This is a genomic window from Streptosporangium sp. NPDC049078, assembly GCF_040648855.1.
In the GTDB taxonomy this organism is placed as follows: Bacteria; Actinomycetota; Actinomycetes; order Streptosporangiales; family Streptosporangiaceae; genus Streptosporangium.
In genome coordinates, this window is sequence record NZ_JBEZEL010000022.1 from 32,332 (window position 1) to 56,457 (window position 24,126).

Sequence of the window (24,126 nt, forward strand, 5' to 3'; positions counted from 1 at the left end):
CGAACCGGCCGTCTTTCCTGTGGCTCGGGTCCTCCAGGTTTCCCGGGGCTCGGGTCCTCCGGATGGGCTTACCTGGCGGGCAGGGTGAGCCCGCGTTCGGCGAGGGCCTCGCGCAGCAGGCGGATCGCCCTGGGGCCCACGCCGTGCAGCCGCAGGAGATCCTTCTCGGTCGTGGCGGCCACCTGGGCGAGCGTCGTGTAACCGGCCGCGGCGAGAGCCCTGCCCGCGGGACGTCCGATGCCGGCGGGGATGTCGGTGGGAACGTCGCCCTGGCCTGGGGTCGTCATGACGTCTCCTCGGGGGAACGGGCGGCCGGTCGCCCGGCGACGCGGGAGAACACCGCGCCGTGGGGACCCGGCATGCCGGGGACCCCGTGCCGTGGAAACCCGCGGCACGGTGGCGCAAGCTTGGCATGCCCCTACGACAAAACCGGTGAGGCGCGTACCGGGCGTCGAGTGATCACGAGCGTTGAACGATCGCGGACATCGGGCGACCTTGGAGAAACCGTTCCCACGGAAACCGGGCGCGTCGGAGCTCCTCGGGGATCCCGGCGTCGGCGGCGAGGTCCGCGCCGGGATTCCGGGTCAGGCAGTGATCATGAAAGCGAGTCCGAGCAGCACTACGACGGGGATCACCCAGACCACGGCCTCGATCGCGAACTCCTTGTACACGGTGAGCTTCTCCCTCTGGACGCTTGGCCCCTTTTAGGCACTGCCTGACATGAAAACGACGATGCGCAGCATATGCGCATCGGGAGATGTCCTCACATCCGGGCCGACCGACCCCCGCGACAAGGCGCGGCAAACCGGGGCACGCCCGTCACCAGGCGTTGTGACCCGGCGAGGGGGAGCGTCACAAGGCGTTGTGACCCGGCGAGAACGCGAAACACCGGCCAACGACCGGTCCGCGGGAATGCCGGACGCCGGTGGTCGTGCTGTCGTGGTCGAGAGATCCGCGATCACCCTGGGAGCCGTCATGACCGTTCGAGAGCTGCGCCTGGTCGTCACCGCCGACGACTACGACGAGGCGTTGCGCTTCTACCGCGACGTGCTCGGCCTGCCCGAGCGGGCCGCGTACTCCTCGCCCGACGGCCGGGTGACGATCCTGGAGGCGGGGCGGGCCACCCTGGAGATCGCCGACCCGTCGCAGGCGGAGTTCATCGACCGGGTCGAGGTGGGACGGAGGGTGGCCGGGCACATCCGGGTGGCGTTCGAGGTGGACGACTCGCCCGCCGTCACCGCCGAGCTGGCCGGGGCCGGCGCCACGGTGATCGCCGAACCCGTCCGGACCCCGTGGAACTCGCTCAACTCCCGCCTTGAGGGGCCGGCCGGGCTCCAGCTCACGCTCTTCACCGAGCTGGGAGAGGCCCCGGGGCCCCAGGAGATCGCCCCTTGATCTTTTCCGGCTCTCAGGCCCCGGTCGTCAGGCCGGCGGCCCGCGGGAGGAACCCCGGACGTGGTCCGGGGTGGTCTCCCGGCCCTGTCACTCGCTCTTGACCGAGGTCTCCTCCGGCGCCGCGTCACGGAGGGAGGTACGGAGCCAGCGGGTGCCGTACGGCTCCAGGGTGAACTTCACCCGGCCGTCGGCGGGCAGATCGAGGGTGCCGTCCACCAGCAGGTCGACCAGCTTGTCGCGGTCGCCGAGACCTTCGAGCACGAGATCCACCTTCGCCTCGCGGTCGGCGAAGTTGTGGACGGCGACCACGGTGCCGCGCTCGGCGTCGGCCCGGTGGGCCAGCACCGCCGTGTCACCGGCGTCCAGGATCTCGTACTTCCCCCAGGCCAGCTCGGGCGACTCCCGGTAGCGCTCGATCAGCAGCATGATCCACTTCAGCAGCGAGTCCGGGTCGCGGCGCTGGTCCTCGACGTTGACGTTGCGCGGGCCGAACTTGCCGGCGGGCGCGGAGACCTTGGTCTTGGGGTTGGGCGAGAAGCCGCCCTTCGCCGACCACTGCATCGGGACCCGGACCGCCATCCGGCCCTCGGCCTTCAGGTTCTCACCGAGGCCGATCTCCTCGCCGTAGAAGAGCACCGGTGTGCCCGGCAGGGAGAACAGCACGCTGTAGGCCAGTTTGATCCGCCGCATGTCGCCGCCGAGCATCGGCGGAACGCGACGGCGCAGGCCCCGGTCGTACAGCTGCATGTTCTTGTCGGGGCCGAAGGCGTCGAAGACCTCGTGCTTCTGCGCCTCGGTGAGCTTGTCCAGGGTCAGCTCGTCGTGGTTGCGGACGAACATCGCCCACTGGGAGTCGTCGGGCGGGTCCGGCCGGTCGCGCAGCGCGTCGGCGAGGGCTTCGGGGTTCTGGCGGGCCATCGACAGATAGAAGCGCTGCATGGCGATGAAGTCGAAGCACATGGTGACCTCGTCGCCGTTCCCCGAGTCGCCGAAGTACTTCAGCAACTCCGGGTAGGGCAGGTTCACCTCGCCCAGCAGGATCGAGGAGCCGTCGCGGCGGTTCATGAAGGCGCGCAGGTCGGCGAGGAACTCGTGCGGGTCGCCGCTGATCTCCTCGATCAGGAACGGCACCGCGTCCACCCGGAAGCCCGACAGGCCGAGCTCCATCCAGAAGCCCACGATGCGCACGATCTCGTCGCGGACCTGCGGGTTCGCCGTGTTCAGGTCGGGCTGGGTCTTGTAGAAGCTGTGGTAGTAGTACTGGCCGGTCTTCTTGTCCAGCTCCCAGAGGCTGTCCTCCTTGTCGGGGAAGACGATCGCCTTGGGATCGACGGGGTCGGGCTCGTCCTGCCAGATGTACCAGTCGCGTTTGGCGGAGTCGCGGCTGGAGCGGGCCTCCTTGAACCAGGGGTGCTCGTCGGAGGTGTGGTTGACCACCAGGTCGGCGATCACCCGCATCCCCCGGTCCCTGGCGGTGCGCATGAACTCCACGAAGTCGCCAAGGGTGCCCAGCCGGGGATCGATCGCGTAGAAGTCGCTGACGTCGTAACCGTCGTCGCGGCTGGGGGTGGCATAGAACGGCATCAACCAGATGCAGGTCACCCCGAGCCGGTCCAGATGGTCGATCTCCTGGGTCAGGCCCCGGAAATCACCGATGCCGTCACCGTTCCCGTCCTTGTAGGTCTCCACGTCCAGGCAGTAGACGACGGCGTTCTTCCACCACAGATCAGCTGTATAGGTGAGGCGCATGCGTCCGCACTACCCTCCCTTGACCTTTTTATGAGACAACGCCGACACTGGGTCGACGTCGATGGGATCGCGGGGCCTCCGACACGTTACGGTGGACGGATGGCCAGGAGGAGATCATGCGACAGCTGAGGCGCGGCGCGCCCTTCGGCTGGCTGTTCGCCCTCCTGCTGCCGATGCTCGTCTCCGGAGGGCTGAGCGGGGGCGGCGCCGCCGTCCTCCTGCGGCACTCCACCGTCGCCCAGGTCTCCGGCGAGCACCAGCGGCCCTCCCGACCGGTCTCCGACGTCGGGCACAGGAACGCCCTCGTCTCCGGTCTCTCCGTCGCGGGGATCGGCCTGCTGGGGGGCGGGGGCGGCCATCCGCTCGCGACCCCGCCGTCCGACCTCCGGCACCTCTCCCTCGCCACCGGCCGGAGCACCCGTCCGGCCCGCGACGACGACACCCGCCCGCTCGCGGCCCTGCTCGTCAGGCCGGGGCGCGCACCGCCCGCCTCCACCGTCGGCTGAACCGTCCCGGAGCCCCTCCGGGCCTTTCGCCGTACCGGGAGAACGCCTTTCCTTCCCCCAAGGGCCGGAAGGCCGCCTTTTCGAAGGTCGTCCTTCCGAAAGGCCGTCGCGCCTGGAAAGCGCTGCTCCCGTACGCGAGACATGCCGACGTCCACGAAAAGGCACCTCCGGCATTCCCGAGGACAATTTCCCAGCCTGTGGAGGCTTCCATGTCGCGTGCCCCGGTGGTACGCGCGGTGGCGGCGTTCGCCGTCATCGCCACCTCGCTGTTCATCGCTTTGACCATGTCGCCGCGCCTCGGTCTCGACCTGCGCGGCGGCACCCAGCTCGTACTGGAGACCCAGGACTCACCGACCGTCAAGGCCGACGCGGCGGCCACCGACCGCACCCTTGAGGTGCTCCGCCGCCGGGCCGACGGCCTGGGCGTCGCGGACGCGCCGCTGGCCCGCTCCGGCGAGCGGCGCATCATCGTGGAACTGCCGGGCGTGCAGGACCCGACCAAGGCCGCCGAGGTCATCGGCAAGACCGCGCAGCTCACCTTCCACCCCGTCATCGCCGTCCCCAACCCCGCCGACGAGACCAAGCCCAAGGACGGCGAGCTGATCCTGCCCGACGAGGACGGCAGCCCGCTGCACGTGGGACCGGCCGCGCTCACCGGTGACGGCGTCAGCGACGCCCAGGCGGGGATCGACGCACAGCAGGGCAGCGGCTGGTTCGTCACCGTCGACTTCCGCGACAACGGACGGGCGGAGTGGGCCGAGCTGACCGGCCAGGCCGCCTGCAACCAGCCGGGCGACCCCAAGCGCAGGGTCGCCATCGTGCTCGACTCCAAGGTGATCGTCTCACCCCAGGTGAACGAGAGCGTGGGCTGCAACGTCGGCCTGGCCGGAGGTTCCACCCAGATCACCGGCACCTTCACCGCGGAGGAGGCCGCGGACCTCGCTCTGCTGATCAAGGGCGGCTCGCTGCCGGTGCCCGTCGAGATCGTCGAGCAGCGGACCGTCGGCCCGACGCTCGGCGCCGCCGCGATCACCGCGAGCGCCCAGGCCGCGGTCATCGGCATCATCCTCACCGCGCTGTTCATCATCGTGATCTACCGGCTGGTGGGCCTCATCGCCGCCTTCGCCCTCGCCTGCTACGCGCTGATCTCGTACGCGGCGCTCGTGGCGCTCGGCGCCACACTCACCCTGCCGGGACTGGCGGGCTTCGTGCTCGCGATCGGCATGGCGGTCGACGCCAACGTGCTGGTCTTCGAGCGGGCCCGGGAGGAGTACGAGGCGGAGCCGGGGCTGCGGGGCTCGCTGGAGAAGGGCTTCCGCAACGCCTGGAGCGCGGTGGCCGACTCCAACATCACCACGCTGCTCGCCGCCGGACTCCTGTTCTTCCTGGCGTCCGGACCGGTACGCGGTTTCGGCGTCACGCTGAGCATCGGCGTGATCGCCTCGCTGATCACCGCGATGGTCATCACCCGCGTCATCGCCCAGTGGGCGGTGTCCCTCCAGGGCGTGGCCGCACGGCCCAGGATGACCGGCCTGTCCAGCATCGGCCGCGTCCGCACCTGGCTGAACACGCACAAGCCTGACCTGATGGGCCGCCGCGCGCTGTATCTCCTGGTCACGTGCGTGCTGGTGGCCGCCTCCGTGGCGGGAGTGGCGGTGCGCGGGATCAACTTCGGCGTGGAGTTCACCGGGGGCAGGCTCGTGGAGTACTCCTCGAGCACCCCGATGACCGCCGACGCCGCCCGCGCGCTCGTCAGTGAGGCCGGGTTCCCCAACGCGGTGGTGCAGACCTCCGGCGACGACATCTCCGTAAGGACCGGGCAGATCAGCCCCGCCGAGGTGGTGCGGATCGAGAACGCGCTGGAGAGCCAGGGCGCGCAGGTCACCAAGGAGCGTGACGAGCTCATCGGGCCGAGCCTCGGGGACGAGCTGCGCCGCAACGCGCTGATCGCGCTGGGGGTCGCGCTCGCCGCGCAGCTCGCCTATCTCGCCTTCCGGTTCCGCTGGACGTTCGGGCTGGCGGCGGTGCTCGCCCTCGCCGCCGACGCGACGATCGTGATCGGCGCGTTCGCGTGGATGGGCAAGCCGGTGGACGGGGTGTTCCTCGCCTCGATGCTCACCGTGATCGGCTACTCGGTCAACGACAAGGTGGTGGTCTTCGACCGGGTCCGCGAACTGTGGGGAGCGCGGCCGAAGGCCTCGTTCGCCGAGGTGACGAACACCTCGATCCTGCAGACGATCCCCCGTACGGTCAACACCGGCCTGGGCGCATTGTTCATCCTGGCCGCGCTCGCGGTGCTCGGCGGTGACTCGCTCACCGACTTCGCGGTGGCGCTGCTGATCGGAATCGTCGTCGGCACGCTCTCCTCCGCGCTGGTCGCGGGGCCGATCGCCATCGAACTGGAGAAGCGCAGCCCCGGCACTCCGCCCTCGCCCAAGCGGAAGGGGCCGGCCCGGCCTCGCGAGGGTTCGGGCGCGGTGGTCTGACAACGGCGATCCGACCGAGGTGATCTGGCCGAGGCCCGGGGACGGACCCGGGAACGGAGGCCAGGCGGCGGTCCGAGCACGGTGCTCGGGCCGCCGCCCTCCTTTTCCCGTTAATCCTACAAATTAAGGGTGAATTCATACACAAAACTATTTCCATCTGCGACTAAAGGCGGAACTCCCCGGCGAGCAGAGGTATCCGGCAGGGGCACAACCCTGTTGCGACACCTATGGCCGTCAAAACGATGCCGGTCACGAAAACGGGGAGAAAGCATGAGTCACGCGGTGAAGATGAGCCCTCAGATGCAGAAGTGCATCGATGCCTGCATGGAGAGCCACAGCCGTTGCGAGCAGACCATGTCCTACTGCCTGAGGCAGGGGGGTCAGCATGCCGACATGGCGATGATGGCCCCGCTCATGGACTGCTCCGACATAACCCGTATGTGCGCGGACATGATGATGCGCCAGTCGCCGATGGCGATGGAGATGGCCGCGATGTGCGCGAAGGTCGCGAGCAAGTGCGCCGAGGCGTGCATGTCCATGAACGGCGACGCGATGCTGAAGGAGTGCGCCAACGCCTGCCGGGCATGCGCCGAGGCGTGCCAGGCCATGGCCGGCGCACGGGCCTGAACCGTCCCGCCCTGCCCTTACCGGGCCGTCCGACATCGACATCCGCATCACCCGCGCGGCCGATGTCCGTACCGGCGCCCATACCTGCGTCCACGCCGCAGGTATGACGCCGTCGGAACGCGGGACGACGTGAGGGGACGCGGTTTCGAAGGGGGCGCCGCCGATCGAATCGGCGGCGCCCCCTTTCCGCGTGAATACTCCGCTTTCCAGCGGAAGACGCGCCTCGAATCCCGCTAGTGTGCTTGGCGTCTGATTTCCCTGCTGCCGAAGGCGGATGCAATCGTGGCGGACGACTACGCGACAACTTTCAAGATCGTTGATGTTGACGGTGACGGCCTCATCTCGATCCCCGAACTGACGAGACTCATGGAGGTGCTCGGCCAGCCGATCACCCCGGAGGCGGCCGCGGCGGCCGTCGCCAGGATCGACCAGGACGGCGACGGCCTCATCTCCCTGGAGGAGTTCGCCGACTACCTCGCCCAGACCCGGCCGAGCTGACCTTCCCCCGATCCGAACACCTCACCGAATCGACCTGAGCACTCGGGCCCGCCCCGGACGCCTCAGGCCGAGTCGGCCCCGGCGTCCCGGAGCCGATCCGGAGCCGATCCGGGCACCGGACCCCGGATCGGCCGACGAACCGGATCCGATCAAGGCCCCCACCCCCGGGCAGGGGCCCCGATCGGATCCGGTCCCGCCGTTTCCACCCCCGCCCTCCCGTCTCACCCCGGCCCTCCCCCCTCGGCCCCGCGCCGGCCTTACCCCCGCCTTCACCGCCGTTCCCGTCGCCGACCTGGTGGCATGTTGACGCGCCATTGACCTGGCAATAACTTTGGGTAGTCATATGAGCGCAAGGCGTAGCGAAGGCTCGGGTTGACGTGTGAACACCGATGTTCCCGAGTGGTTTTCGCACGCCCATCCCTTTCCAGAAGGTGATCTCGCGTCTCACGCGTGAGGTCGTCCGGTCGCCACGATCCGCGCTTCCGCTTGCTTCCCGTCACATCCCGGCCAAAAGCGATCCGGCGGCTCTCGCCTGACCGCCTCAAGAGCCGGCCCTGCCGGGAAGCCTCACAGAGGAAGAGGGCAGAAGCAGTAATGAGGAGCGCATCCAGCGGCAGCGCGGGGAGTGCGCCGCATGACTCGCGTGGGGCCAGGCATCCGGTGACGATCATGGCCGAGCAGATGACCGATCTCTTCCTCGACCTCGGCTATCACGTCGTCGAGGGGCCCGAGGTCGAGGCCGAGTGGTTCGCCTTCGACGCACTCAACATGGACGACGGCCACCCCGCCCGCGCCCCGGAACGCGCCTTCCACATCGAGAACCCCGCGGGCTCCGGCCGGAGGTCGGGCCTCCTGCTGCGTACGCACACCTCACCGGTGCAGGTGAGGGCGATGCTCGGCACGCCCCCGCCCCTCCGGGTGATCTGCACGGGCCGCGTCTTCCGCCCCGAGGCGGCCGACGTCACCCACAGCCCGGTGTTCAACCAGGTCGAGGGCCTCGCCGTCGACGTGGGCCTCACCATGGTCGACCTGAAGAAGACCCTCGACCACTTCGCCGTCTCCATGTTCGGCAGGGGCACGGCGATCCGGCTCCGCGCCCGCCGGTTCGCCTACGCCGACCCGTCGGCCGAGGTGGACGTGGAGTGCGCGGTCTGCCGTGACCTCCCGAAGGAGGACCCGGCGAGGGCGCTCCGGGAAGGGGCCTCCTCGGATCCGTGCGGGACGTGCGGTGGAGAGGGGTGGATCGGGTGGGGCGGGTGCGGCATGGTCCATCCCCGGGTGCTGGCCGCCTGCGGTGTCGATCCGCACAGATACGGCGCCTTCGCCTTCGGCATGGGCATCGAGCGCACGCTGATGCTCCGGCACGGACTGAAGGACATACGCGACGTCGTCGACGGCGACATCCGATTTCCCCTTCAGATGGACGGGTTCGCCCCCGGCAGGTCGCGGCCCATGCTCCTTCCCCTGGACAGGGTCACGAACACGGCGATGACGCGGGCCGTTCCCGCCGCGCGGGCCGTGCCCGACATGGAGATCATTCCGCTGGCGCGCGGCGGTCACCGCGCAGGGAGCACCCGAAGACGGGAGGCCGGTGGAGGGCTGCCCCCGTCACAGGACCTGCGGCGGCGGATCGGGCACGCGCTGGCGAGAGCGGGATACGTCGAGACGCCCGGTTTCCCCTTCGTCTGCGACGCCGCCTGGGACGCCTTCGGCCTGGCACCCGACGATCCGCGCCGCGCCACGCTCACGCTCACGAACCCGATCAGCCCGCACGAGCCGTCGCTGCGCACCACGCTTCTCCCCGGGCTGCTCACGACGCTCGGCCTGAACCTCAAACGGGGAAACCTCGTCCCCGCGCTCTTCGAGCAGGGAGTGGTCTTCGCCCCCCTCACGAGCGACGCCCCTCCGCCCCGCCCCCGCGCGGACCGCCGCCCCACCGGCGCCCAGCTCGACGCGCTGGCGGCCGCGATCCCCGCCCAGCCCAGGCACCTCGCCGCCGCCCTCACCGGCGAGTCGTCGTGGGCCCGCGCGGTCGACGCCGCGCGTACGGCGGCGCACGTCATGGGGGCCGGGCTGGTCACCCGGCCCACCGAGTACGTGCCCTGGCTGCCGGGACGCTGTCTGGAGCTCCTCGTCGGCGAGGCCGTGCTGGGCCATGCGGGCCAGCTGCGCCCCGGTACGGTTCAGGCGCTGGGCCTGCCCCCCGGGACGAGCGCGATGGAGATCGACCTCACCGCCATGGAGCATCTCGCCGATCTCGGGAGAACGTGACGCGGGAAAGGGCCGCGACGCGTCAGGCGGTCTTGAGATAGATCTGGCCGAAGACCTCGGAGAGCTTCTTGAGGTCGGCGGTCACGTCCGTCTCGGGGTTGGCCGGGTTGTAGACGGCGGCGAGGCGGCGCTGGATCGGGGCGAGCTTCTTCAGCTGGTCCCAGGCGGTCAGCCTCTTCACGGTTCCCTGGGCGTCCTGGACGCTCGTCCACACGTTCACCTGCTGGGCGGCGTTGTCCTTGACGGGCGTCGAGAGCCGGGAGACGACCTTCTCCGCGGTCACCTCGCCGACGATCCCGGTCTCCTCGGCGGCGACCTGGGCGAGAACGTCCCACGACCGGGCGCGGACCTGGATCCACTGGTTGAGGTGGGCCTGCTCGGCGTTGATCTTCCAGGCGTCGTAGCCGCCGTACAGCAGGCCGGTGTCCAGGGAGATCTGGTCGACGCGGCCCGCGATCAGGGGAGACTCGATCTTCTCGGGGGTGAGCAGCGGGTACCGCTTGCGCATCTCGGCCTTGCAGGTGTCGTTCGCGCCGCAGGCGAGCTCGGGCACCACCGTGTGGATGCCCAGCCGCTTGCCGGGCGCGGCCTGGCGGAGGGCGTCGGAGGCCGCGGTGACGAACGCGGCGACCTCCTCGTTCGTCGTGAAGGTGGTGTTGTAGCCCAGCTGGGAGGTGAACCGGATGCCCGCGACCTCGGGGCGCGCGGCCAGCGCGCCGATGCGCTTGACGGCGGCGGTGAAGGTCTCGGTGCCGGCCTTCCAGTCGTCGGCCAGTTCGGTGTCGATCCAGACCCTCAGCTGCAGGGCCTTCGCCGCGGTGATCGCCTGGCCTGCGGGGGTGAGCGCCGCGGCCGCGACCGCGGGGTCCTGGACGTTCTTGGCGGTGGAGGCGCCGGTCTGCTCGGCTCTGGAGGGCGTGCCGTCGCCGCCCTCACCGTGTCCGTCGACCGAGCACGGCTGCCCTTCCTCGCACTCGGGAAGGCCGCCCTCTCCGGCCCCTTCGGGGAAGGGGGAGTTCTCGTCGCCCTCGGCACCGCCACCGGGCGGCTCCGGGCAGACCGAGCCGGCGGCCGAGCAGTCGATGAACTTGCCGTCGCTCGGGGTCGCCTCCTTGAGGTTGGCGTTGTCGTCGGCCCCCCAGAACAGCGCGACCCCGAGGGCCTCTTCTGGCTTGGCCAGCCAGTGGCAGACGACGTAGGCCGGGGTGTCGGGTCCCATCGTGTCGTTACAGCTGCGGGGATCGTCCTGCGAGTACGCGGCCGCGGGGGTCATGACACCGACGAGCGCGAGCGTGGCGCCCGTGGCGAGGGCCCGGCGCAGTGTAAGTCGCATGGTCTGAACTCCCCGGCAAACTGGACAAAACGATCGACCCGCACTTTACCCAGATCATGGTGGACCCGACAGCCCCGGTCAGGGAATCATCAGCATTCCGATATATCCCGTCGAACCCATACCAGCCATCACACCGGCCACCCCCCGTCGCACCTGCGTGGACCGATCCCGGTCTCGCGCGGCGGACCGTCCCCGCGAGAGGACCCGGGCATTACGGCTAGCGGGAATGCCCGGAGCCCGGTGGCATGGGGTGCCGAACGGAGGCTGCCAGCGCAGACGACGGGCGACGGACCAGGTAATGATGATGACGTGGGTAACTGTCCAGAGCGGGAGGACTCCCCAGGCCGTCAGGCCGTGGGTGAGAAACTCCACCGCCGTCGACGAAACAGGACTCCTCAACGCATATCGAAACGGACTCTCATGTCGCCGCGTGCCAAGAATCTGAGCAATGGATTCCACGGCCTTCCAGGGGCAGACGAGATCATGAATCTCGCACTGGCGACCGGCAATCTGTTGAACCGGCTGGAAAGCGCCAGAAGCAGAATCGATCACTCGCTGACCCAGCAGCGCCGCTTCGTGTCCGACGCCTCGCACGAGCTTTTCACGCCGATCGCCGGGCTTCGGACACTCCTGGAAGAAGCACGGCTACACCCCGACGAGACGGAGTTGGACGAGCTTCTGGACGACGCGCTGGAGGGCGTCGGCCGACTCCAGACGATCGTCACCGACCTGCTGGTGCTGGCCAAGGTGGGGGCGAACCCTCCCGACTCGTTCGTCAACGTGGATCTGGCGGAAATGGTCCGCGCCGCGGTCTCGCGGCACGAAAAGGGCGTCCCCGTACGGCTGCGGCTCGTCCCCGGCGTGCGGGCGAACGTCGTCGACGTGGAGATCACCCGCCTCCTCACCAATCTCCTGGACAACGCCCAGCGCCATGCCAGGAACGCGGTGCTGATCGAGGTGCGCAAGAACGGCCGGTACGGCGAGCTCGCGGTCGCCGACGACGGTGACGGCATCGCCGCCGCCGACCGTGAAAGGATCTTCGAGCGGTTCACCCGCCTGGACACGGCACGCTGCCGCACCCGGGGAGGCACCGGACTCGGCCTCACGATCGCCCGTGACATCGCCACGGCCCATCGGGGAACCATCGACGTGGAGGACTCCGCCATGGGCGGCGCGCGTTTCGTCCTCCGCCTTCCGCTCGCCGATCACCAGGTGTCCGAACACCTCTGACGCCGGGCCCGATCTCCCTCCGCCCGTCACCGGCGAGCCGCGATCGCCCTTCGGCACCGTCACGAAGACACCGTCACGAAGACACCGTCACGAAGGCGTCGTCACGAAGGCGTCGTCACCACCGGCACCGTCACCGAGAGCGCTGTCCCCTCCCCCTCCTTGCTCACGACCTTCAGCTTGCCGCCGAGCGTCTCGACGCGGTCCCTGAGCCCGATGAGCCCCGACCCCTTGCCGTAGTCGGCTCCCCCGCTTCCGTTGTCGCGGACCGAGAGCCGGATACCCGATCCGTTCATGCCCAGGGTGACGTACACCACGGAGGCGTTCGCGTGCTTCACCACATTGGTGAGCGCCTCCGCCGCCGTGTAGTAGACGGCCGCTTCGACGCGCTCCGGCAGGCGCGGGACGGAGGCGAGTTCGAGATCGACGGGAACGGCGGAGCGGCGCGCGAGCGTCTTCAGCGCGGGCACGAGCCCGCCCTTCGAGAGGATCGCCGGGTGGATACCGCGGGAGAGCTCCTGCAGATCGTTCACGACCCCGGTCAGCCCGTGAACCGTGTGGGAGATCTGCTTCCTCAGCTCCGTCATCGACGGTGGCACGCCCGTCTCCATGGCGCGCAGTTCGAGCCCGAGCGAGACCAGGCGCTGCTGGGCTCCGTCGTGCAGGTCGCGCTCGATGCGGCGGCGGGTCTCGTCGGACGCGGCGACGATTCGGGCGCGGGAGGCGGCGAGATCGGCGCGGGTCTGGGCTTTCATGATGGCCGTACCGACCAGCTCGGCGAAGTCCGTCAGGCGTTCCTCCATCTCCTCGAACTTCGTTTGCGAGGTGCTGGAGAAGATGAGCAGCCCGCCCCACAGGCTCCCGTCGACGATCACCGGAGCACCCATCCCCGCGACGATCCCTCCTGCCTTCGACCACCTCGCGATCGGCCCGTCGCCTGTCACGTAATCGGTCCTTCGTGCCGGACGCCCCGTCCTCAGCATGATGGCCGTGAGGCTCACCTCGTCGAGCGGCCACTCCGAGCCGACGGGCAGCGTCTTCTCCAGGCAGTCCTGCCGGCTCCACGAGCCCACCACCGTCACGTGGCCGGGGTCGTAGCGAGTGATCGCCGCGTGGTCCGCCTCCATGAGGGAGCCGACCTCGGAGGCGACCGCGCTGAACAGCTCCGTCGAGGAGATGCCCTGCGCCGCGAGTGTCGCGACGCGACGCAGCGCCATCTGCTCCTCCGCGATCCGGCGGAGCTTGTCACGGTTCGCCGCCAGGGCGATCCCGGTGTTCTCGCGATCACGGGCCGCCAGCAGCAGCGCCTCCAGGGAGGGCACCATCCGCTCACGCAGGCGCCTTCGTACGGCCTCGGGAAGGCGGGCGGGCAGGAGCAGCGTGCCGGTCCTGACGTCGTTCTCCATGAGCGGCAGCGCCTCTCCCCCCTCCTCCGCGGGCACCGCCCCGAGCCGGATCTCCGCGTTCGGCGCCTCCATGGCCTCCGCCAGCAGACGCGAGGCCGGTGGCAGCGCCGCCCGCAGATTCTCCGCGCGCAACAGGATGTGGGCCAGCCGGGTGGAGAGGTCCGCCTCGCGACGACGTTGCTCCGCCCGGATCCCCAGCGAGCGTGCCAGTGCCGCGATCGCGCTGGTCGCCAGTCCTACGACGATGAAGATCGGGAGCGGTGCCCAGAGCCAGCGTGTCTCGAGCAAGAAGGTCCCCGGGGGCGGAAGGTTGAAGTAGTCGAAGGCTGCGGCGCTGGCGACCACGGTCACCAGCCCCAGTCCCAGCCCCCACTCAAGCGAGATCAGCAGAATGCCGAGAAGATAGATCCCTCCCAGCGAAATTCCCGGAGCCATGCTCTCCAGGAGAAGAGACAGCAGGACTCCCGCCGCGACACTCAGGACGACACAGATGATCCCCACCGAAAGGGGTGGACGCTTTGTGCGCAGCAACAACGACAGCAGCCGTTCCGGCATAGAGACTAAGATACTCGCATGTCAGAGGGGGGTCGACGGCTCCCGTCCGGCCGTATTCCGGCCTGGCGGCGCATAGACGGCCACTCGGAGTGACAAAGGAATAAATCCTTTTATATCGCATGACCATTTCTGTAACAAGAATGCGGCGGGAAGCAGTGGGAAAGGGGGCGAGAGCGGTGGGCGAGGACCGCATAAGAATAGCGCTGGCGGACGACGACGTGCTTTTCCGCGAGGGGATGGCGAGCCTCATGTCGCGGTCGGGCCTGGAGGTCGTCGGCCAGGCCGGGGACGCGGAGGGGATCCTCGCCCTCGTCCGGCTGCACCAACCCGATCTCGTCATTCTCGACATCCGGATGCCTCCGACCCACACCAACGAGGGCCTTGACGCGGCGCGGGTGATCCACGAGGAGTTTCCCGAGACGGGGATCCTCCTGCTGTCGGCACATGTCGAGGTGGAGGAGGCGATGGAGCTTCTCGCGACGGGACATCGGGTCGGCTACCTGCTCAAGAGCCGGGTCACCGGCGTGGAGGACTTCGTGGAGACGCTTGAGCGCATCGCCCAGGGCGGCTCGGTCGTCGATCCGAGCCTCGTGAAGGAGCTCATCAGGTCCCATCGCAGGGACGACCCGCTGGAACTTCTCACGACGCGTGAGATGGAGGTCCTGTCCCTGATGGCCGAGGGGCGCTCCAATTCCGGCATCGCACACAAGCTCTGGATCACCGAGGGGACGGTCGAGAAGCACGTGCACAGCATCCTGTCCAGGATGCAGATCCCGGGGACGGAGGACGACCACCGCCGCGTTCTCGCCGTGCTCACCTTCCTCGACTCCCGCTGAGAGGTCATCGGCGAGGACGTCGGCCACAAAGCACGACGTCACCTGTGACCATGCCTCCGCGTCTCCGTACCGCAGAGGCCGCAGAGGTCCCCTCCTTAGCGGGCCTCTTGGAGGATCTCCCGGATCGCCGCCCCGGAAAGGGCTGATTTCGAGAGGAACGCGACGGCGGGACTGCCCGCGATCATCTCTTCGAAGTCCCTTTCCTCGTACGTCGAGATCAGGATGACGTGCGGAGGGCGGCGGCGACCGTCCACAAGCTGCTGAGCCACCTCGAAGCCGTTCTCCTCACCGAGATCGATGTCGACGAGCGCGACGTCCGGCCGGGCGTCGTCGACCTGCCGGAGGGCGTCGCCGCTCTCTGCTGCCATGCCGACCACGGCGATCCCCTCCCCTTCGAGCAGCGCGCGGGCGGCACTGCGGAAGTGATCGTTGTCGTCGACGATGAGACAGCGTATGGCCACACATCAAGGATGTCAGGGGGAGGACTCCCTGACATTGCAGCTAGCGGGCAAATCCGGTGCGGGAGTGCTTCTACGGTCGACCGGCTCCCGCCTCCTGCCGGGATGCCCGTCCCGCAAGGAACCTCCGGCCCGCACCGGGGTGGCGGCGATGATCGCAGCGTGGTCCCGTCCAACGGTCATCCCGGATACCGAGCGATAATCGGGACATGCTTCCAGCTCAGTGGGCCTCCTAGATGCCGGCCGAATCCTCGCAGACCCTGGAGCGCGGCCTGCGTCTGCTGCGCCTGCTCGCCGACGGGCGGCGGGGTCACACCCCCACGGAGCTGGCGGCGGAGCTGGAGCTGAGCCGCCCGGCGGTGTACCGGCTGCTCACCAGCCTCCAGAGCGAGGGCTTCGTCCGCAGGGACGGGGGCGGGCGCGTCCATCTGGGCTTCGGGGTCCTCGTCCTGGCCCGTGCCGTGCAACCGCTGCTGCGGGAGGGCGCCCTTCCCGCCTTGCGCGGGCTGGCCGAGGAGGTGGGGGCGACCGCGCACCTCACGGTGGCCGAGGGCGACGACGGCCTCGCCGTGGCGGTGGTCGAACCCTCCTGGACGAACATGCACGTCGCCTATCGCGAGGGCTCCCGCCACCCGCTGAGCCGGGGTGCGGCGGGACTGGCCATCCTCGCCCTGCGCGAGGGCCACACCGGCTATCTGCTCTCCGAGGGCCAGCTCCAGGAGGGGGCGAGAGGCATCGCCGCCCCGGTGGCCGGTCTCCCCTGGCTGGAGGCGTCGGTGGGCGTGGTCGCCTTCACCCGGCTCGATCCGGACACCGTGGGGCCCCGGGTCGTCGCCGCCGCCGAGGAGCTGTCCGCCTCGCTGACCTGAGGGTTCCTCACCGCAGGTCAGCTAAATAATCAAATAAATAGACAAATGCGGACAAGAACGGCACAGAACCGGCAAGATGGCAAAATAGGATCTTCCTTCCCCTGCATCAGAGAAAGAGCAGGCCGTGTCCGACGAGACCTCCCCGCACGATGCCTCCACGATCAACTCCAGCGTGGCCCACTCCGCCCGCATCTGGAACTACTGGCTCGGCGGCAAGGACAACTACGCCATCGACCGCGAAATCGGCGACCAGTTCGTCGGTATTTTTCCTGACATCGTCGATATCGCTCGCTCGTCCAGGGCGTTCCTCTCCCGCGCCGTCGAGTACATGGCCGGTGAGGGCGGTATCCGCCAGTTTCTCGACATCGGCACCGGGTTGCCCACCGTCGACAACACCCACCAGGTCGCCCAGCGGGTCGCCCCGGACGCGCGCATCGTCTACGTCGACAACGACCCCATGGTGCTCACGCACGCCCGCGCCCTGCTGACGGGCACCTCCGAGGGCGCGACCGAGTACATCGACTCCGACCTGCGCGACCCCGACAGGATCCTGGAGGCCGCCGGGAACACCCTGGACTTCGACAGGCCCATCGGGCTGATGCTGATGAACATCCTGGGTCACATCACCGACATCGACGAGGGACGGGCGATCACCCGCCGCCTGCTCGCCGCCCTGCCCTCCGGCAGCTACCTGGCGGTCGCCGACGGCACCAACGTGATCCGGGGCGTGGAGTTCGAGAAGGCCATCGCCATCTGGAACGAGGCCGGCTCGGTCCCGTACACCCTCCGCAGCCCCGAGCAGATCGAGAGCTACTTCGAAGGGCTGGAACTGGTGGAACCCGGCGTGGTCTCGTGCCCGCTCTGGCGTCCGGGACCGCCGATCGTCGGCGGCCTCCGCGAGGTGGACGAGTTCTGCGCCGTGGGACGCAAGCCCTGAGCACGCCCTGCCCTCAGGGCCGCCGGACCACGGGCGGCCCTGACACGTGGCACCTTCCGTGCCCCTCGGGGCCGCCGGACAACGGGCGACGGCGCCACGGGCGGCCGCACCACGGGCGGCCCTGACACGTGGCACCCTCCGTCGGGTTCCGCCGAGCCCACGGGTATGGTGAACGGCGGTGCGCCGGGAAGTCTGGTCGGCAGTGTCCGACCCGACCCCTGAAGCGGAGCTCACATGGGCAACACCTCTCCCGGCACGCCTCGCCTGTTCAGCCGCGGCTCATGGGACGAGGCCCGCCGCATCGCCGACATCCTGCGCGGGGAGACCGTCGGCGGAGCGCTGCTGCTGGTCGGCGCGGTAGTCGCGATGATCTGGGCGAACTCCCCCTGGTCGGGCGCCTACGAGGCGCTGCGCGCCATCAGGATCGGGCCCGCGGCCCTGCACCTGGATCTGACCCTCGCCACCTGGGCCGCCGACGGGCTGTTGGCGATCTTCTTCTTCGTCGCCGGGCTGGAGCTCAAACGCGAGTTCGTCGCCGGTGACCTGCGCCAGGTGCGGCGGGCGGCGGTGCCGGTCGCGGCGGCGTTCGGCGGTGTGATCGTCCCGGCCGGGCTGTATCTGCTCGTCACCCTCTCCAGCGACGCGGCCGACTACGCGGGCAAGGGCTGGGCGATCCCGACGGCCACCGACATCGCCTTCGCTCTGGCCGTGCTCGCGGTCGTCGGCCGGTTCCTGCCCACGGCGCTGCGCACCTTCCTGCTCACCCTGGCCGTGGTCGACGACCTGCTCGCCATCGCCATCATCGCGCTCTTCTACACCGCGCACCTGTCGCTGCTGCCCCTGCTGGGCATGCTGGTGCCGCTGGCGATCTTCGCCCTGCTGGTGCGGCGCCGGGTGCGCGCCTGGTGGCTGCTGCTACCGCTCGCCACCGCGACCTGGGCGCTGATGCACGCCTCGGGTGTGCACGCCACCGTCGCCGGGGTGCTGCTCGCCTTCACCGTGCCGGTCGTCCGCAGCGAGCGGGCCGGTGGTCCCGGCGCCGGACCCGGCCTGGCCGAGCACTTCGAGCACCGCATGCGACCGATCTCGGCCGGGGTGGCCGTGCCGATTTTCGCGTTCATGTCGGCGGGGGTGGCCATCGGCGGCCTGAGCGGCCTCGCCTCCGCCCTCACCGACCCGATCGCGGTGGGCATCGTCATCGGGCTCGTGGTCGGCAAGCCCATCGGGATCATGGCCGCGACCTGGCTGGTGTCCCGCTTCACCCACGCCGACCTGGACGAGAGCCTGAGCTGGGTGGACGTGGCCGGGCTCGCGATACTCGCCGGCATCGGCTTCACCGTCTCCCTCCTCATCGGGGAGCTGGCGTTCGGGGCCGGCAGCGAGAGTGACGCCCACGTCAAGGTGGCGGTCCTCACGGGCTCCCTCGTCGCGGCCCTGCTCGCGACACTCATCCTCCGCATGCGCAATCGCACCTACCGGCGCATCCACGAGGCCGAGACCGTCGACCGTGACGGCGACGGCATCCCCGACGCCTACCAGCAGCCCTGAGAGGACGCCTGCCGATGACACCCCGGCAGGCCGTACTCAAAAACGGCTCCGGGGCGCATCCGGTGGGGCCATCGAGGCGAAACCGAGATCGGCCAGCGCGACCGCGCCACGGGCGGCGTGGCCGCCGCCGACGAGCACCAGGGTCCGCGCCGACTGATAGCGACAGCCGGCGGCGTCAAACGCGTCCGCCGTGGCGAGCAACCGCTCCCGGTCGTCGTCGAGCAGCGCCTGGGCCCGTTCCACGATGGCGGTGGCGACCGGGTTGCCGGCCACGACGGTCCGAGCCTCGGCCAGACGGTCGCGGGCATCGGAGCTCCCGGCGAGTACGGCGGCTTCGGCACGCAGCGCCACATACCAGTGCAGCCAGATCCAGGTGACCCATTGCCATACCTCGCCGGGCTCAGGCGCCAGCCGCTCCAGCGCCCGCGGTGCCCGCCCACGGTGGAGCAGGAGCATCGCGTCGAAGACCGCCCCGTACCCGTGGGTATTGCCCGGTGAGGGGTCGAGCCGATTCAGGACCGCGCTCCATTCGCGCCAGGCGTCCTGGTCGTCGCGTAGGCCGTGGATCATCGCCACCGCGGCCGCCGACGGGCCGAGGACGGACCTGGCGGGGCTGCCGGCCTGCTGCCACGCGTCGAGGAACCGGACGCTGCCGGTGACCACCTCCTCGACGTTGCCCGCCATCGCGTCGGCCACGAGGAGCCAGCTCGTGGCACGATGGCCGACTTCCGCCAGCAGCGGATGATCCGCGAGTCGCCGCGCCCACCGGCGGGCCCCCGGCAGGTCGCCGGTGCCGAGGCCGGCCTCGGTGACCTCACCAAGTGCCTCGATCAGCTCGTGGGTACCGGCCGGGGTGTCCGGTGTGGACGAGAGCAGCATGATCCGGCGCCGGGCCGAGTCGGCGGCGGCGAACGGGTCGCCGGCCCAGCTCCGAGCACAGGTGAGCGTATCGAGCGCGGCGGACTCGGCGAGCGGGTCACCCGTGCGGTGAGCGAGTTCGACCGCTCGTTCGGCGCGTGCGATCGCCATGGGAATCGCGTTGTCGTTCACGCCCGGTGCGGCACCGATCTCGGTGAGCGCCCGTCCGGCCTCGGCCAACGCCACCGCGCCCTGGGCGGCAGGGTCGTCGCCGCCCAGCTCCCGCGCCCGGGTGATGAGCGTGATCGCCTCTTCCGGTGGCAGCTTCCTGACGAACTTTCCGGAGAACCGGTAGGCGTTGGCGGCGGCGGTCGCCAGGTCACGGGCGGCGCCGGCGGTGTCACCGGCCCGGTCGGCGGCCTCCGCGGCCGCACGGTGCAGGCGGTACATGTCATCGCCGTGCATCCGGCAGCCGGCCACGGCCGCGGCGTGCCGGAGCATCGACGCCCCGACGGCGGGGTCGTCGGCGAGCGCGGCGGCCTGCTCGTAGCGCCCCTGGGACTCGCCGATCAGGTGACGGACGAAGGTCAGCTCCGCCATGAACCGAGCGAGGCGGTACGCGTCCGCGCGCTGTTCCGGCCGGTCGGCCGCCCACGCCAGGGCGGCGCGTAGATCGTCCACCACCGCGTCGAACCGGGCCCGCCAGTCGGCTCGCACCACCGCCAGCTCGGCGGCCCTGGTCAGGCACCAGCGAACGTGCCGGGATCGGGCGTCGACCAGCTCACCGGCCTCGGCCAGCCGCTCCACCCCGTACTGACGGATGGTCTCCAACGCCCGGTACTTGGTCCCGCCCGGGGACCCCGTCACCACCAGCAGGCTCTGTTCGGCCAGCCGGGCCAGTCCCTCGGCGACGATGCCTTCCTCGCCCCCGGCCGCCTCCGCCGCCGCGGCAGCGGTGAACGGTGCCACGAACACCGACACCCGGCGCAGCAGCGCCCGGTCGGCCGGTTCCAGCAAAGCATGGCTCCAGTCCAGCGCCCCCCGCACCGAACGGTGTCGCTCGTCGGCACGGGAGCCACCGGTCAGCATCCGCAGCGGATGGGACAGGGCGGCGTTGATGCCGTCCAGCCCGAGCGTGGAACACCGGGCGGCGGCCAGTTCGATCGCCAGCGCCATCCCATCCAGCCGCTCACAGATCGAGGCGATCTGATCGCGCAGCGCGGGATCCAGCGACCGGCCCACCGCCGCCGCCCGTTCCCTGAACAACGCGACCGCGTCGGACTCACCGTCGACGGACAGCGACAGCGGCGGGACCGGATACACCCGTTCGAACGGCACCATCAGCCGTGCCTGGCTGGTCGCCAGCACCGTCATCCGAGGGCACGCCGCCAGCAGCCGCTCGAGAAACAGCGTCACCCCGTCCACCATGTGCTCGCAGTTGTCCAGCACCAGCAGCGCGTGGCGGTCGGCCAGTGCGGCGAGCACGGATTCGGTCATGTCGCGGCCGGGCTGCTCACCGAGGCCGAGCGCCCCGGCGACCGCCGTGGCGATCAGGTCCGGATCGGTGACCGGAACCAGGTCGACGAACCACACCCCGTCGGCGTACTCGCCGGCCGCTTCCGCGGCCACCGCCAACGCCAGCCGCGTCTTGCCCACCCCGCCGGAACCGACCGCGGTCACCTGACGGTGTTCCTTGATCAGCTCGGCCAGCTCGGCCCGCTCGCTCACCCGGCCGACGAACGAGGTCAACGGGGCCGGCAGAACCGGTGCCGGGTGAGACGGGCCGACGCCGATCGGCTCGGACGCGCGGCGGGCGAGCGCCCGCCGATCCGGCACCTCCAGCTTGCGCAGCAGCGAGGAGACGTGGCTCTCCACGGTGCGCACCGAGATGTGCAGCCGTGCCCCGATCTCGGCGTTGCTGAGATGGGCCCCGACCAGCTCCAGCACTTCGGCTTCCCGGGGCGATATGTCCGCTGCTGCAATCACTGTCACATATTGCCGCACCCCCTCCGTGCTCTCATCCGTGGTGGCCACCGGGCGCGATCCGTGCCGTCGGTCCGTGGGCGGTTCCGTGGTCACCACGGATGCCGGCCGGGCAGGCCGGAGGCGAAGCTGTGAACACGCGAACAGCGGGTCGACGAGGCCCACGACCACAGGAGTGACCATGACCGGCTCTTCCGCCCAGGGAATCAAGACCGTGCTGCACCCGGTGTCCGACCTGGCCAAGGCCAAGACGGTTTATGCGGCCCTGCTCGGCGTCCCGCCCCAGGTTGACTCGTCCTACTACGTCGGCTTCGAGGTCGGGGGCCAGCACATCGGGCTGGTGCCGGGCGGTGGACCTCAGGGCATGACCTCGCCGGTGGCCTACTGGCACGTGCCGGACATCGAGGCGAAGCTGGCCGAGGTGATCGCAGCGGGGGCCATCGTCCGGGAGGCCGCGCACGAGGTCGGCGGCGGACGCCTGGTGGCCACCGTCGTCGACCTCGACGGCAACGTCCTGGGGCTTCTGCAGGACCGCTGATCGCCGCCCGCCCCTGCCATGCCCGCCACTTGGCGGCCGCCGCTTGGCGGCCGCCGACAGGACCACGAACCCACCTCGCTCGAAGGATCCGCTGAGGCGGGCGGCGAGACGACCTCGACGACGCCATCACGACCGAGGACCACAAGGTCCCCTCTCGAAATCCAGAAAATCAAGATCCTCCAGGAGGAGATCCGCCATGAGCAGCACCGAAGGCAGCACGTACCAGGGATTCACCGCCGAGGAGCGGGCCGCGATGAAGGACCATGCCCAGGAGCGGAAGACGGCGGCGCGCCGCAGCTCACGCGCGGACAAGGCGGCGCAGGACCAGCGGGACGTGCTCGCGAAGATCGCCGAAATGCAGGAATCGGACCGGATCCTGGCCCAGCGCGTCCATGCCGTCATCACCGCCGACGCCCCGGCCCTCGCGCCGAAGCTCTGGTACGGGATGCCCGCCTACGCGCTGAACGGCAAAATCGTGTGCCACTTCCAGAGCGCGGCCAAGTTCAAGACACGCTACGCGACGCTCGGGTTCAGCGACCAGGCGAACCTGGACGACGGCGCGATGTGGGCCGCCGGTTTCGCCCTGACCGAGGTGACGGCCGAGGTGGAGGCGCGGATCAGCGCGCTGGTGAAGCAGGCGGTGAGCTGAGACTCGCCCGGGAATGTGCGCCCCGAATCGCGCCGGGTCGGGTCCGTACATCACTTCGCTCGAACGGCGTCGGCTCGCGTACGTCACCGGGGCGGCGCCGGCGGAGGTGGGATTCCCACGGGGCGGACACCCTGGGACGACGTTTGACATCTCCCATCCCCCTGACAGATGGTTGTTCGTATAAAGGACGTATGCGTCCTATAAACGGACAGAGCTGGGAGAAGCGGATGCCGTACTACCGGGTCGTAGGGGAGATCCCCCGCAAGCGGCACGTGCAGTTCCGGCGGCCCGACGGCGGGCTGTACGCCGAGGAACTGATGGGCGAGGAGGGGTTCTCCAGCGACTCGTCGCTGCTCTACCACCGTCACCTCCCCACGGCGATCGTCAAGGCCGAGGCCGTCGAGCCCGACGAGTCGCGAAACCTCACCCCCAACGTGCCGCTCTCCCCCCGCCACCTGCGTACCCAGGACCTCAAGCCCCAGGGGGACCTCGTCTCCGGGCGCGGACTGATCGCCGGGAACGCCGACGTCCGCATGTCGTACGCCGCGAGCGAGGAACCCAGCGGGCTCTACCGCAACTCCATGGGCGACGAGTGCGTCTACATCGCGAGCGGGCAGGTCAGGTTCGAGTCGACGTACGGGGCGATCGAGGCCGGGGAGGGTGACTACGTCGTCGTCCCCACCGGGACGATCCACCGGTGGGTGCCGAAGGGCCTTGTCACGGCGTTCACCATCGAGGCGGCCGGTCACATCCGGCCGCCCAAGCGCTACCTGTCCAAATACGGCCAGTTCCTGGAGCACGCCCCCTACTCCGAGCGCGACCTGCGCACCCCGCAGGAGCCCCTGATCGCCGAGGGCGAGGAGGTGCCGGTGCTCGTCCGCACGCGTGGCGGACTCACCCGGCTGGTCTACCGCGACCACCCGTTCGACGTGGTCGGCTGGGACGGCTGCCTCTACCCGTACGCGTTCAACATCAACGACTTCGAGCCGATCGTGAAGCGCACCCACGCCCCGCCGCCGGTGCACCAGACCTTCGAGGGTCCCAACTTCGTGATCTGCTCGTTCTGCCCCCGGCCGCTCGACTTCCACCCCGACGCGATCCCGATCCCGTACAACCACCACAACGTCGACTCCGACGAGCTGATGTTCTACGCGGGCGGCGACTACACGGCGCGCAAGGGATCGGGCATCGACGTCGGCTCGGTCTCCCTGCACCCGGCGGGGTTCACGCACGGCCCGCAGCCGGGCGCCGTCGAAGCCGTCATCGAGGCGGTCCGGCAGGGCCACACGCGGACGAGCGAGCTGGCCGTGATGGTCGACACCTTCCGCCCCCTCGACCTGGGTCCCGCCGGGCTTTCCGTGGAGGACCCCGCGTACGCGTGGACGTGGGCCCGTTGA

The 24,126-nt window shown here is 69.9% G+C and carries 20 protein-coding genes; 14 read left to right on the forward strand and 6 right to left on the reverse strand.

Annotated elements, in window-relative coordinates:
• Positions 1–68: 68 nt before the first annotated feature.
• Positions 69–287, reverse strand: a complete 219-nt coding sequence (locus AB0B90_RS32245; RefSeq protein ID WP_350945699.1) for a helix-hairpin-helix domain-containing protein — start codon at positions 285–287, stop codon at positions 69–71.
• 688 nt (positions 288–975) lie between these two features.
• Here AB0B90_RS32245 and AB0B90_RS32250 point away from each other — a divergent pair.
• Positions 976–1,395 carry a VOC family protein gene (locus tag AB0B90_RS32250; RefSeq protein ID WP_350945700.1) on the forward strand — a complete coding sequence of 140 codons (420 nt, stop codon included), beginning with the start codon at positions 976–978 and terminating at the stop codon, positions 1,393–1,395.
• A gap of 87 nt (positions 1,396–1,482) precedes the next feature.
• Here AB0B90_RS32250 and AB0B90_RS32255 read toward each other — a convergent pair whose 3' ends face one another.
• Complete coding sequence (locus AB0B90_RS32255) at positions 1,483–3,144, reverse strand: alpha-amylase family protein (RefSeq protein ID WP_350945701.1); 1,662 nt, start codon at positions 3,142–3,144, stop codon at positions 1,483–1,485.
• Between the two features lie 116 nt (positions 3,145–3,260).
• On the opposite strand from AB0B90_RS32255, the gene AB0B90_RS32260 reads away from it, so the two are divergent.
• The 5 genes from AB0B90_RS32260 (at position 3,261) to AB0B90_RS32280 (ending at position 9,532) form a co-directional block, all read left to right on the forward strand.
• On the forward strand, positions 3,261–3,650 hold the full coding sequence (locus tag AB0B90_RS32260; protein WP_362926193.1) for a hypothetical protein: 390 nt from the start codon (positions 3,261–3,263) through the stop codon (positions 3,648–3,650).
• A gap of 209 nt (positions 3,651–3,859) precedes the next feature.
• Positions 3,860–6,136 carry a protein translocase subunit SecD gene (gene secD / locus AB0B90_RS32265; protein WP_350945703.1) on the forward strand — a complete coding sequence of 759 codons (2,277 nt, stop codon included), beginning with the start codon at positions 3,860–3,862 and terminating at the stop codon, positions 6,134–6,136.
• 270 nt (positions 6,137–6,406) lie between these two features.
• Positions 6,407–6,763, forward strand: a complete 357-nt coding sequence (locus AB0B90_RS32270) for a four-helix bundle copper-binding protein (protein ID WP_350945704.1) — start codon at positions 6,407–6,409, stop codon at positions 6,761–6,763.
• Between the two features lie 282 nt (positions 6,764–7,045).
• The gene (locus tag AB0B90_RS32275) at positions 7,046–7,261 is read left to right on the forward strand and encodes an EF-hand domain-containing protein (protein WP_350945705.1); all 216 of its coding nucleotides are present in this window, start codon (positions 7,046–7,048) and stop codon (positions 7,259–7,261) included.
• Between the two features lie 594 nt (positions 7,262–7,855).
• Positions 7,856–9,532: a hypothetical protein gene (locus AB0B90_RS32280; protein WP_350945706.1), complete on the forward strand. Its 1,677-nt coding sequence runs from the start codon at positions 7,856–7,858 to the stop codon at positions 9,530–9,532.
• 22 nt (positions 9,533–9,554) lie between these two features.
• On the opposite strand, the gene AB0B90_RS32285 is transcribed toward AB0B90_RS32280, so the two are convergent.
• Complete coding sequence (locus AB0B90_RS32285; protein WP_350945707.1) at positions 9,555–10,865, reverse strand: hypothetical protein; 1,311 nt, start codon at positions 10,863–10,865, stop codon at positions 9,555–9,557.
• Between the two features lie 483 nt (positions 10,866–11,348).
• Between AB0B90_RS32285 and AB0B90_RS32290 the strand changes: the two genes are divergently transcribed.
• Positions 11,349–12,095, forward strand: coding sequence for a HAMP domain-containing sensor histidine kinase (locus AB0B90_RS32290; protein WP_350945708.1), 747 nt, complete (start codon positions 11,349–11,351; stop codon positions 12,093–12,095).
• A 101-nt stretch (positions 12,096–12,196) separates the two neighbouring features.
• On the opposite strand, the gene AB0B90_RS32295 is transcribed toward AB0B90_RS32290, so the two are convergent.
• On the reverse strand, positions 12,197–14,053 hold the full coding sequence (locus AB0B90_RS32295) for a DUF4118 domain-containing protein (RefSeq protein WP_362926194.1): 1,857 nt from the start codon (positions 14,051–14,053) through the stop codon (positions 12,197–12,199).
• 140 nt (positions 14,054–14,193) lie between these two features.
• On the opposite strand from AB0B90_RS32295, the gene AB0B90_RS32300 reads away from it, so the two are divergent.
• Positions 14,194–14,889: a response regulator transcription factor gene (locus AB0B90_RS32300; protein WP_350945710.1), complete on the forward strand. Its 696-nt coding sequence runs from the start codon at positions 14,194–14,196 to the stop codon at positions 14,887–14,889.
• A 95-nt stretch (positions 14,890–14,984) separates the two neighbouring features.
• Here the strand turns inward: AB0B90_RS32300 and AB0B90_RS32305 are convergent, their stop codons facing one another.
• Positions 14,985–15,350 (reverse strand): response regulator, encoded by a 366-nt coding sequence (locus AB0B90_RS32305; protein WP_350945711.1) that lies wholly within the window; start codon positions 15,348–15,350, stop codon positions 14,985–14,987.
• Between the two features lie 233 nt (positions 15,351–15,583).
• Here AB0B90_RS32305 and AB0B90_RS32310 point away from each other — a divergent pair, with 233 nt between their 5' ends.
• The 3 genes from AB0B90_RS32310 (at position 15,584) to nhaA (ending at position 18,701) form a co-directional block, all read left to right on the forward strand.
• Positions 15,584–16,216, forward strand: a complete 633-nt coding sequence (locus AB0B90_RS32310; protein WP_362926195.1) for a helix-turn-helix domain-containing protein — start codon at positions 15,584–15,586, stop codon at positions 16,214–16,216.
• Between the two features lie 124 nt (positions 16,217–16,340).
• A complete protein-coding gene (locus tag AB0B90_RS32315; RefSeq protein ID WP_362926196.1) occupies positions 16,341–17,153 on the forward strand; it encodes an SAM-dependent methyltransferase in 813 nt (270 codons plus the stop codon).
• Between the two features lie 234 nt (positions 17,154–17,387).
• Positions 17,388–18,701, forward strand: a complete 1,314-nt coding sequence (gene nhaA / locus AB0B90_RS32320) for a Na+/H+ antiporter NhaA (RefSeq protein WP_350945714.1) — start codon at positions 17,388–17,390, stop codon at positions 18,699–18,701.
• A gap of 36 nt (positions 18,702–18,737) precedes the next feature.
• Here the strand turns inward: nhaA and AB0B90_RS32325 are convergent, their stop codons facing one another.
• Positions 18,738–21,545: a LuxR C-terminal-related transcriptional regulator gene (locus AB0B90_RS32325; RefSeq protein ID WP_362926197.1), complete on the reverse strand. Its 2,808-nt coding sequence runs from the start codon at positions 21,543–21,545 to the stop codon at positions 18,738–18,740.
• A gap of 178 nt (positions 21,546–21,723) precedes the next feature.
• Between AB0B90_RS32325 and AB0B90_RS32330 the strand changes: the two genes are divergently transcribed.
• The 3 genes from AB0B90_RS32330 to AB0B90_RS32340 all read left to right on the forward strand — a co-directional run bounded on the left by AB0B90_RS32330 (position 21,724) and on the right by AB0B90_RS32340 (position 24,126).
• Positions 21,724–22,080 carry a VOC family protein gene (locus AB0B90_RS32330; protein WP_350945716.1) on the forward strand — a complete coding sequence of 119 codons (357 nt, stop codon included), beginning with the start codon at positions 21,724–21,726 and terminating at the stop codon, positions 22,078–22,080.
• A gap of 196 nt (positions 22,081–22,276) precedes the next feature.
• Positions 22,277–22,729 (forward strand): DUF1801 domain-containing protein, encoded by a 453-nt coding sequence (locus AB0B90_RS32335; RefSeq protein ID WP_362926198.1) that lies wholly within the window; start codon positions 22,277–22,279, stop codon positions 22,727–22,729.
• Positions 22,730–22,956: 227 nt separating this feature from the next.
• Positions 22,957–24,126: a homogentisate 1,2-dioxygenase domain-containing protein gene (locus tag AB0B90_RS32340; RefSeq protein WP_362926251.1), complete on the forward strand. Its 1,170-nt coding sequence runs from the start codon at positions 22,957–22,959 to the stop codon at positions 24,124–24,126.

Excerpts from the sequence above, each read along its gene's own strand:
- AB0B90_RS32290 (WP_350945708.1), top strand. The coding sequence starts at position 11,349 with ATGAATCTCGCACTGGCGACCGGCAATCTGTTGAACCGGCTGGAAAGC.
- AB0B90_RS32295 (WP_362926194.1), bottom strand. The coding sequence starts at position 14,053 with ATGCCGGAACGGCTGCTGTCGTTGTTGCTGCGCACAAAGCGTCCACCC.
- AB0B90_RS32270 (WP_350945704.1), top strand. The coding sequence starts at position 6,407 with ATGAGTCACGCGGTGAAGATGAGCCCTCAGATGCAGAAGTGCATCGAT.
- AB0B90_RS32280 (WP_350945706.1), top strand. The coding sequence starts at position 7,856 with ATGAGGAGCGCATCCAGCGGCAGCGCGGGGAGTGCGCCGCATGACTCG.
- nhaA (WP_350945714.1), top strand. The coding sequence starts at position 17,388 with ATGGGCAACACCTCTCCCGGCACGCCTCGCCTGTTCAGCCGCGGCTCA.
- secD (WP_350945703.1), top strand. The coding sequence starts at position 3,860 with ATGTCGCGTGCCCCGGTGGTACGCGCGGTGGCGGCGTTCGCCGTCATC.
- AB0B90_RS32330 (WP_350945716.1), top strand. The coding sequence starts at position 21,724 with ATGACCGGCTCTTCCGCCCAGGGAATCAAGACCGTGCTGCACCCGGTG.
- AB0B90_RS32335 (WP_362926198.1), top strand. The coding sequence starts at position 22,277 with ATGAGCAGCACCGAAGGCAGCACGTACCAGGGATTCACCGCCGAGGAG.
- AB0B90_RS32245 (WP_350945699.1), bottom strand. The coding sequence starts at position 287 with ATGACGACCCCAGGCCAGGGCGACGTTCCCACCGACATCCCCGCCGGC.
- AB0B90_RS32300 (WP_350945710.1), top strand. The coding sequence starts at position 14,194 with ATGCGGCGGGAAGCAGTGGGAAAGGGGGCGAGAGCGGTGGGCGAGGAC.
- AB0B90_RS32340 (WP_362926251.1), top strand. The coding sequence starts at position 22,957 with ATGCCGTACTACCGGGTCGTAGGGGAGATCCCCCGCAAGCGGCACGTG.
- AB0B90_RS32250 (WP_350945700.1), top strand. The coding sequence starts at position 976 with ATGACCGTTCGAGAGCTGCGCCTGGTCGTCACCGCCGACGACTACGAC.
- AB0B90_RS32310 (WP_362926195.1), top strand. The coding sequence starts at position 15,584 with ATGCCGGCCGAATCCTCGCAGACCCTGGAGCGCGGCCTGCGTCTGCTG.
- AB0B90_RS32260 (WP_362926193.1), top strand. The coding sequence starts at position 3,261 with ATGCGACAGCTGAGGCGCGGCGCGCCCTTCGGCTGGCTGTTCGCCCTC.
- AB0B90_RS32255 (WP_350945701.1), bottom strand. The coding sequence starts at position 3,144 with ATGCGCCTCACCTATACAGCTGATCTGTGGTGGAAGAACGCCGTCGTC.
- AB0B90_RS32285 (WP_350945707.1), bottom strand. The coding sequence starts at position 10,865 with ATGCGACTTACACTGCGCCGGGCCCTCGCCACGGGCGCCACGCTCGCG.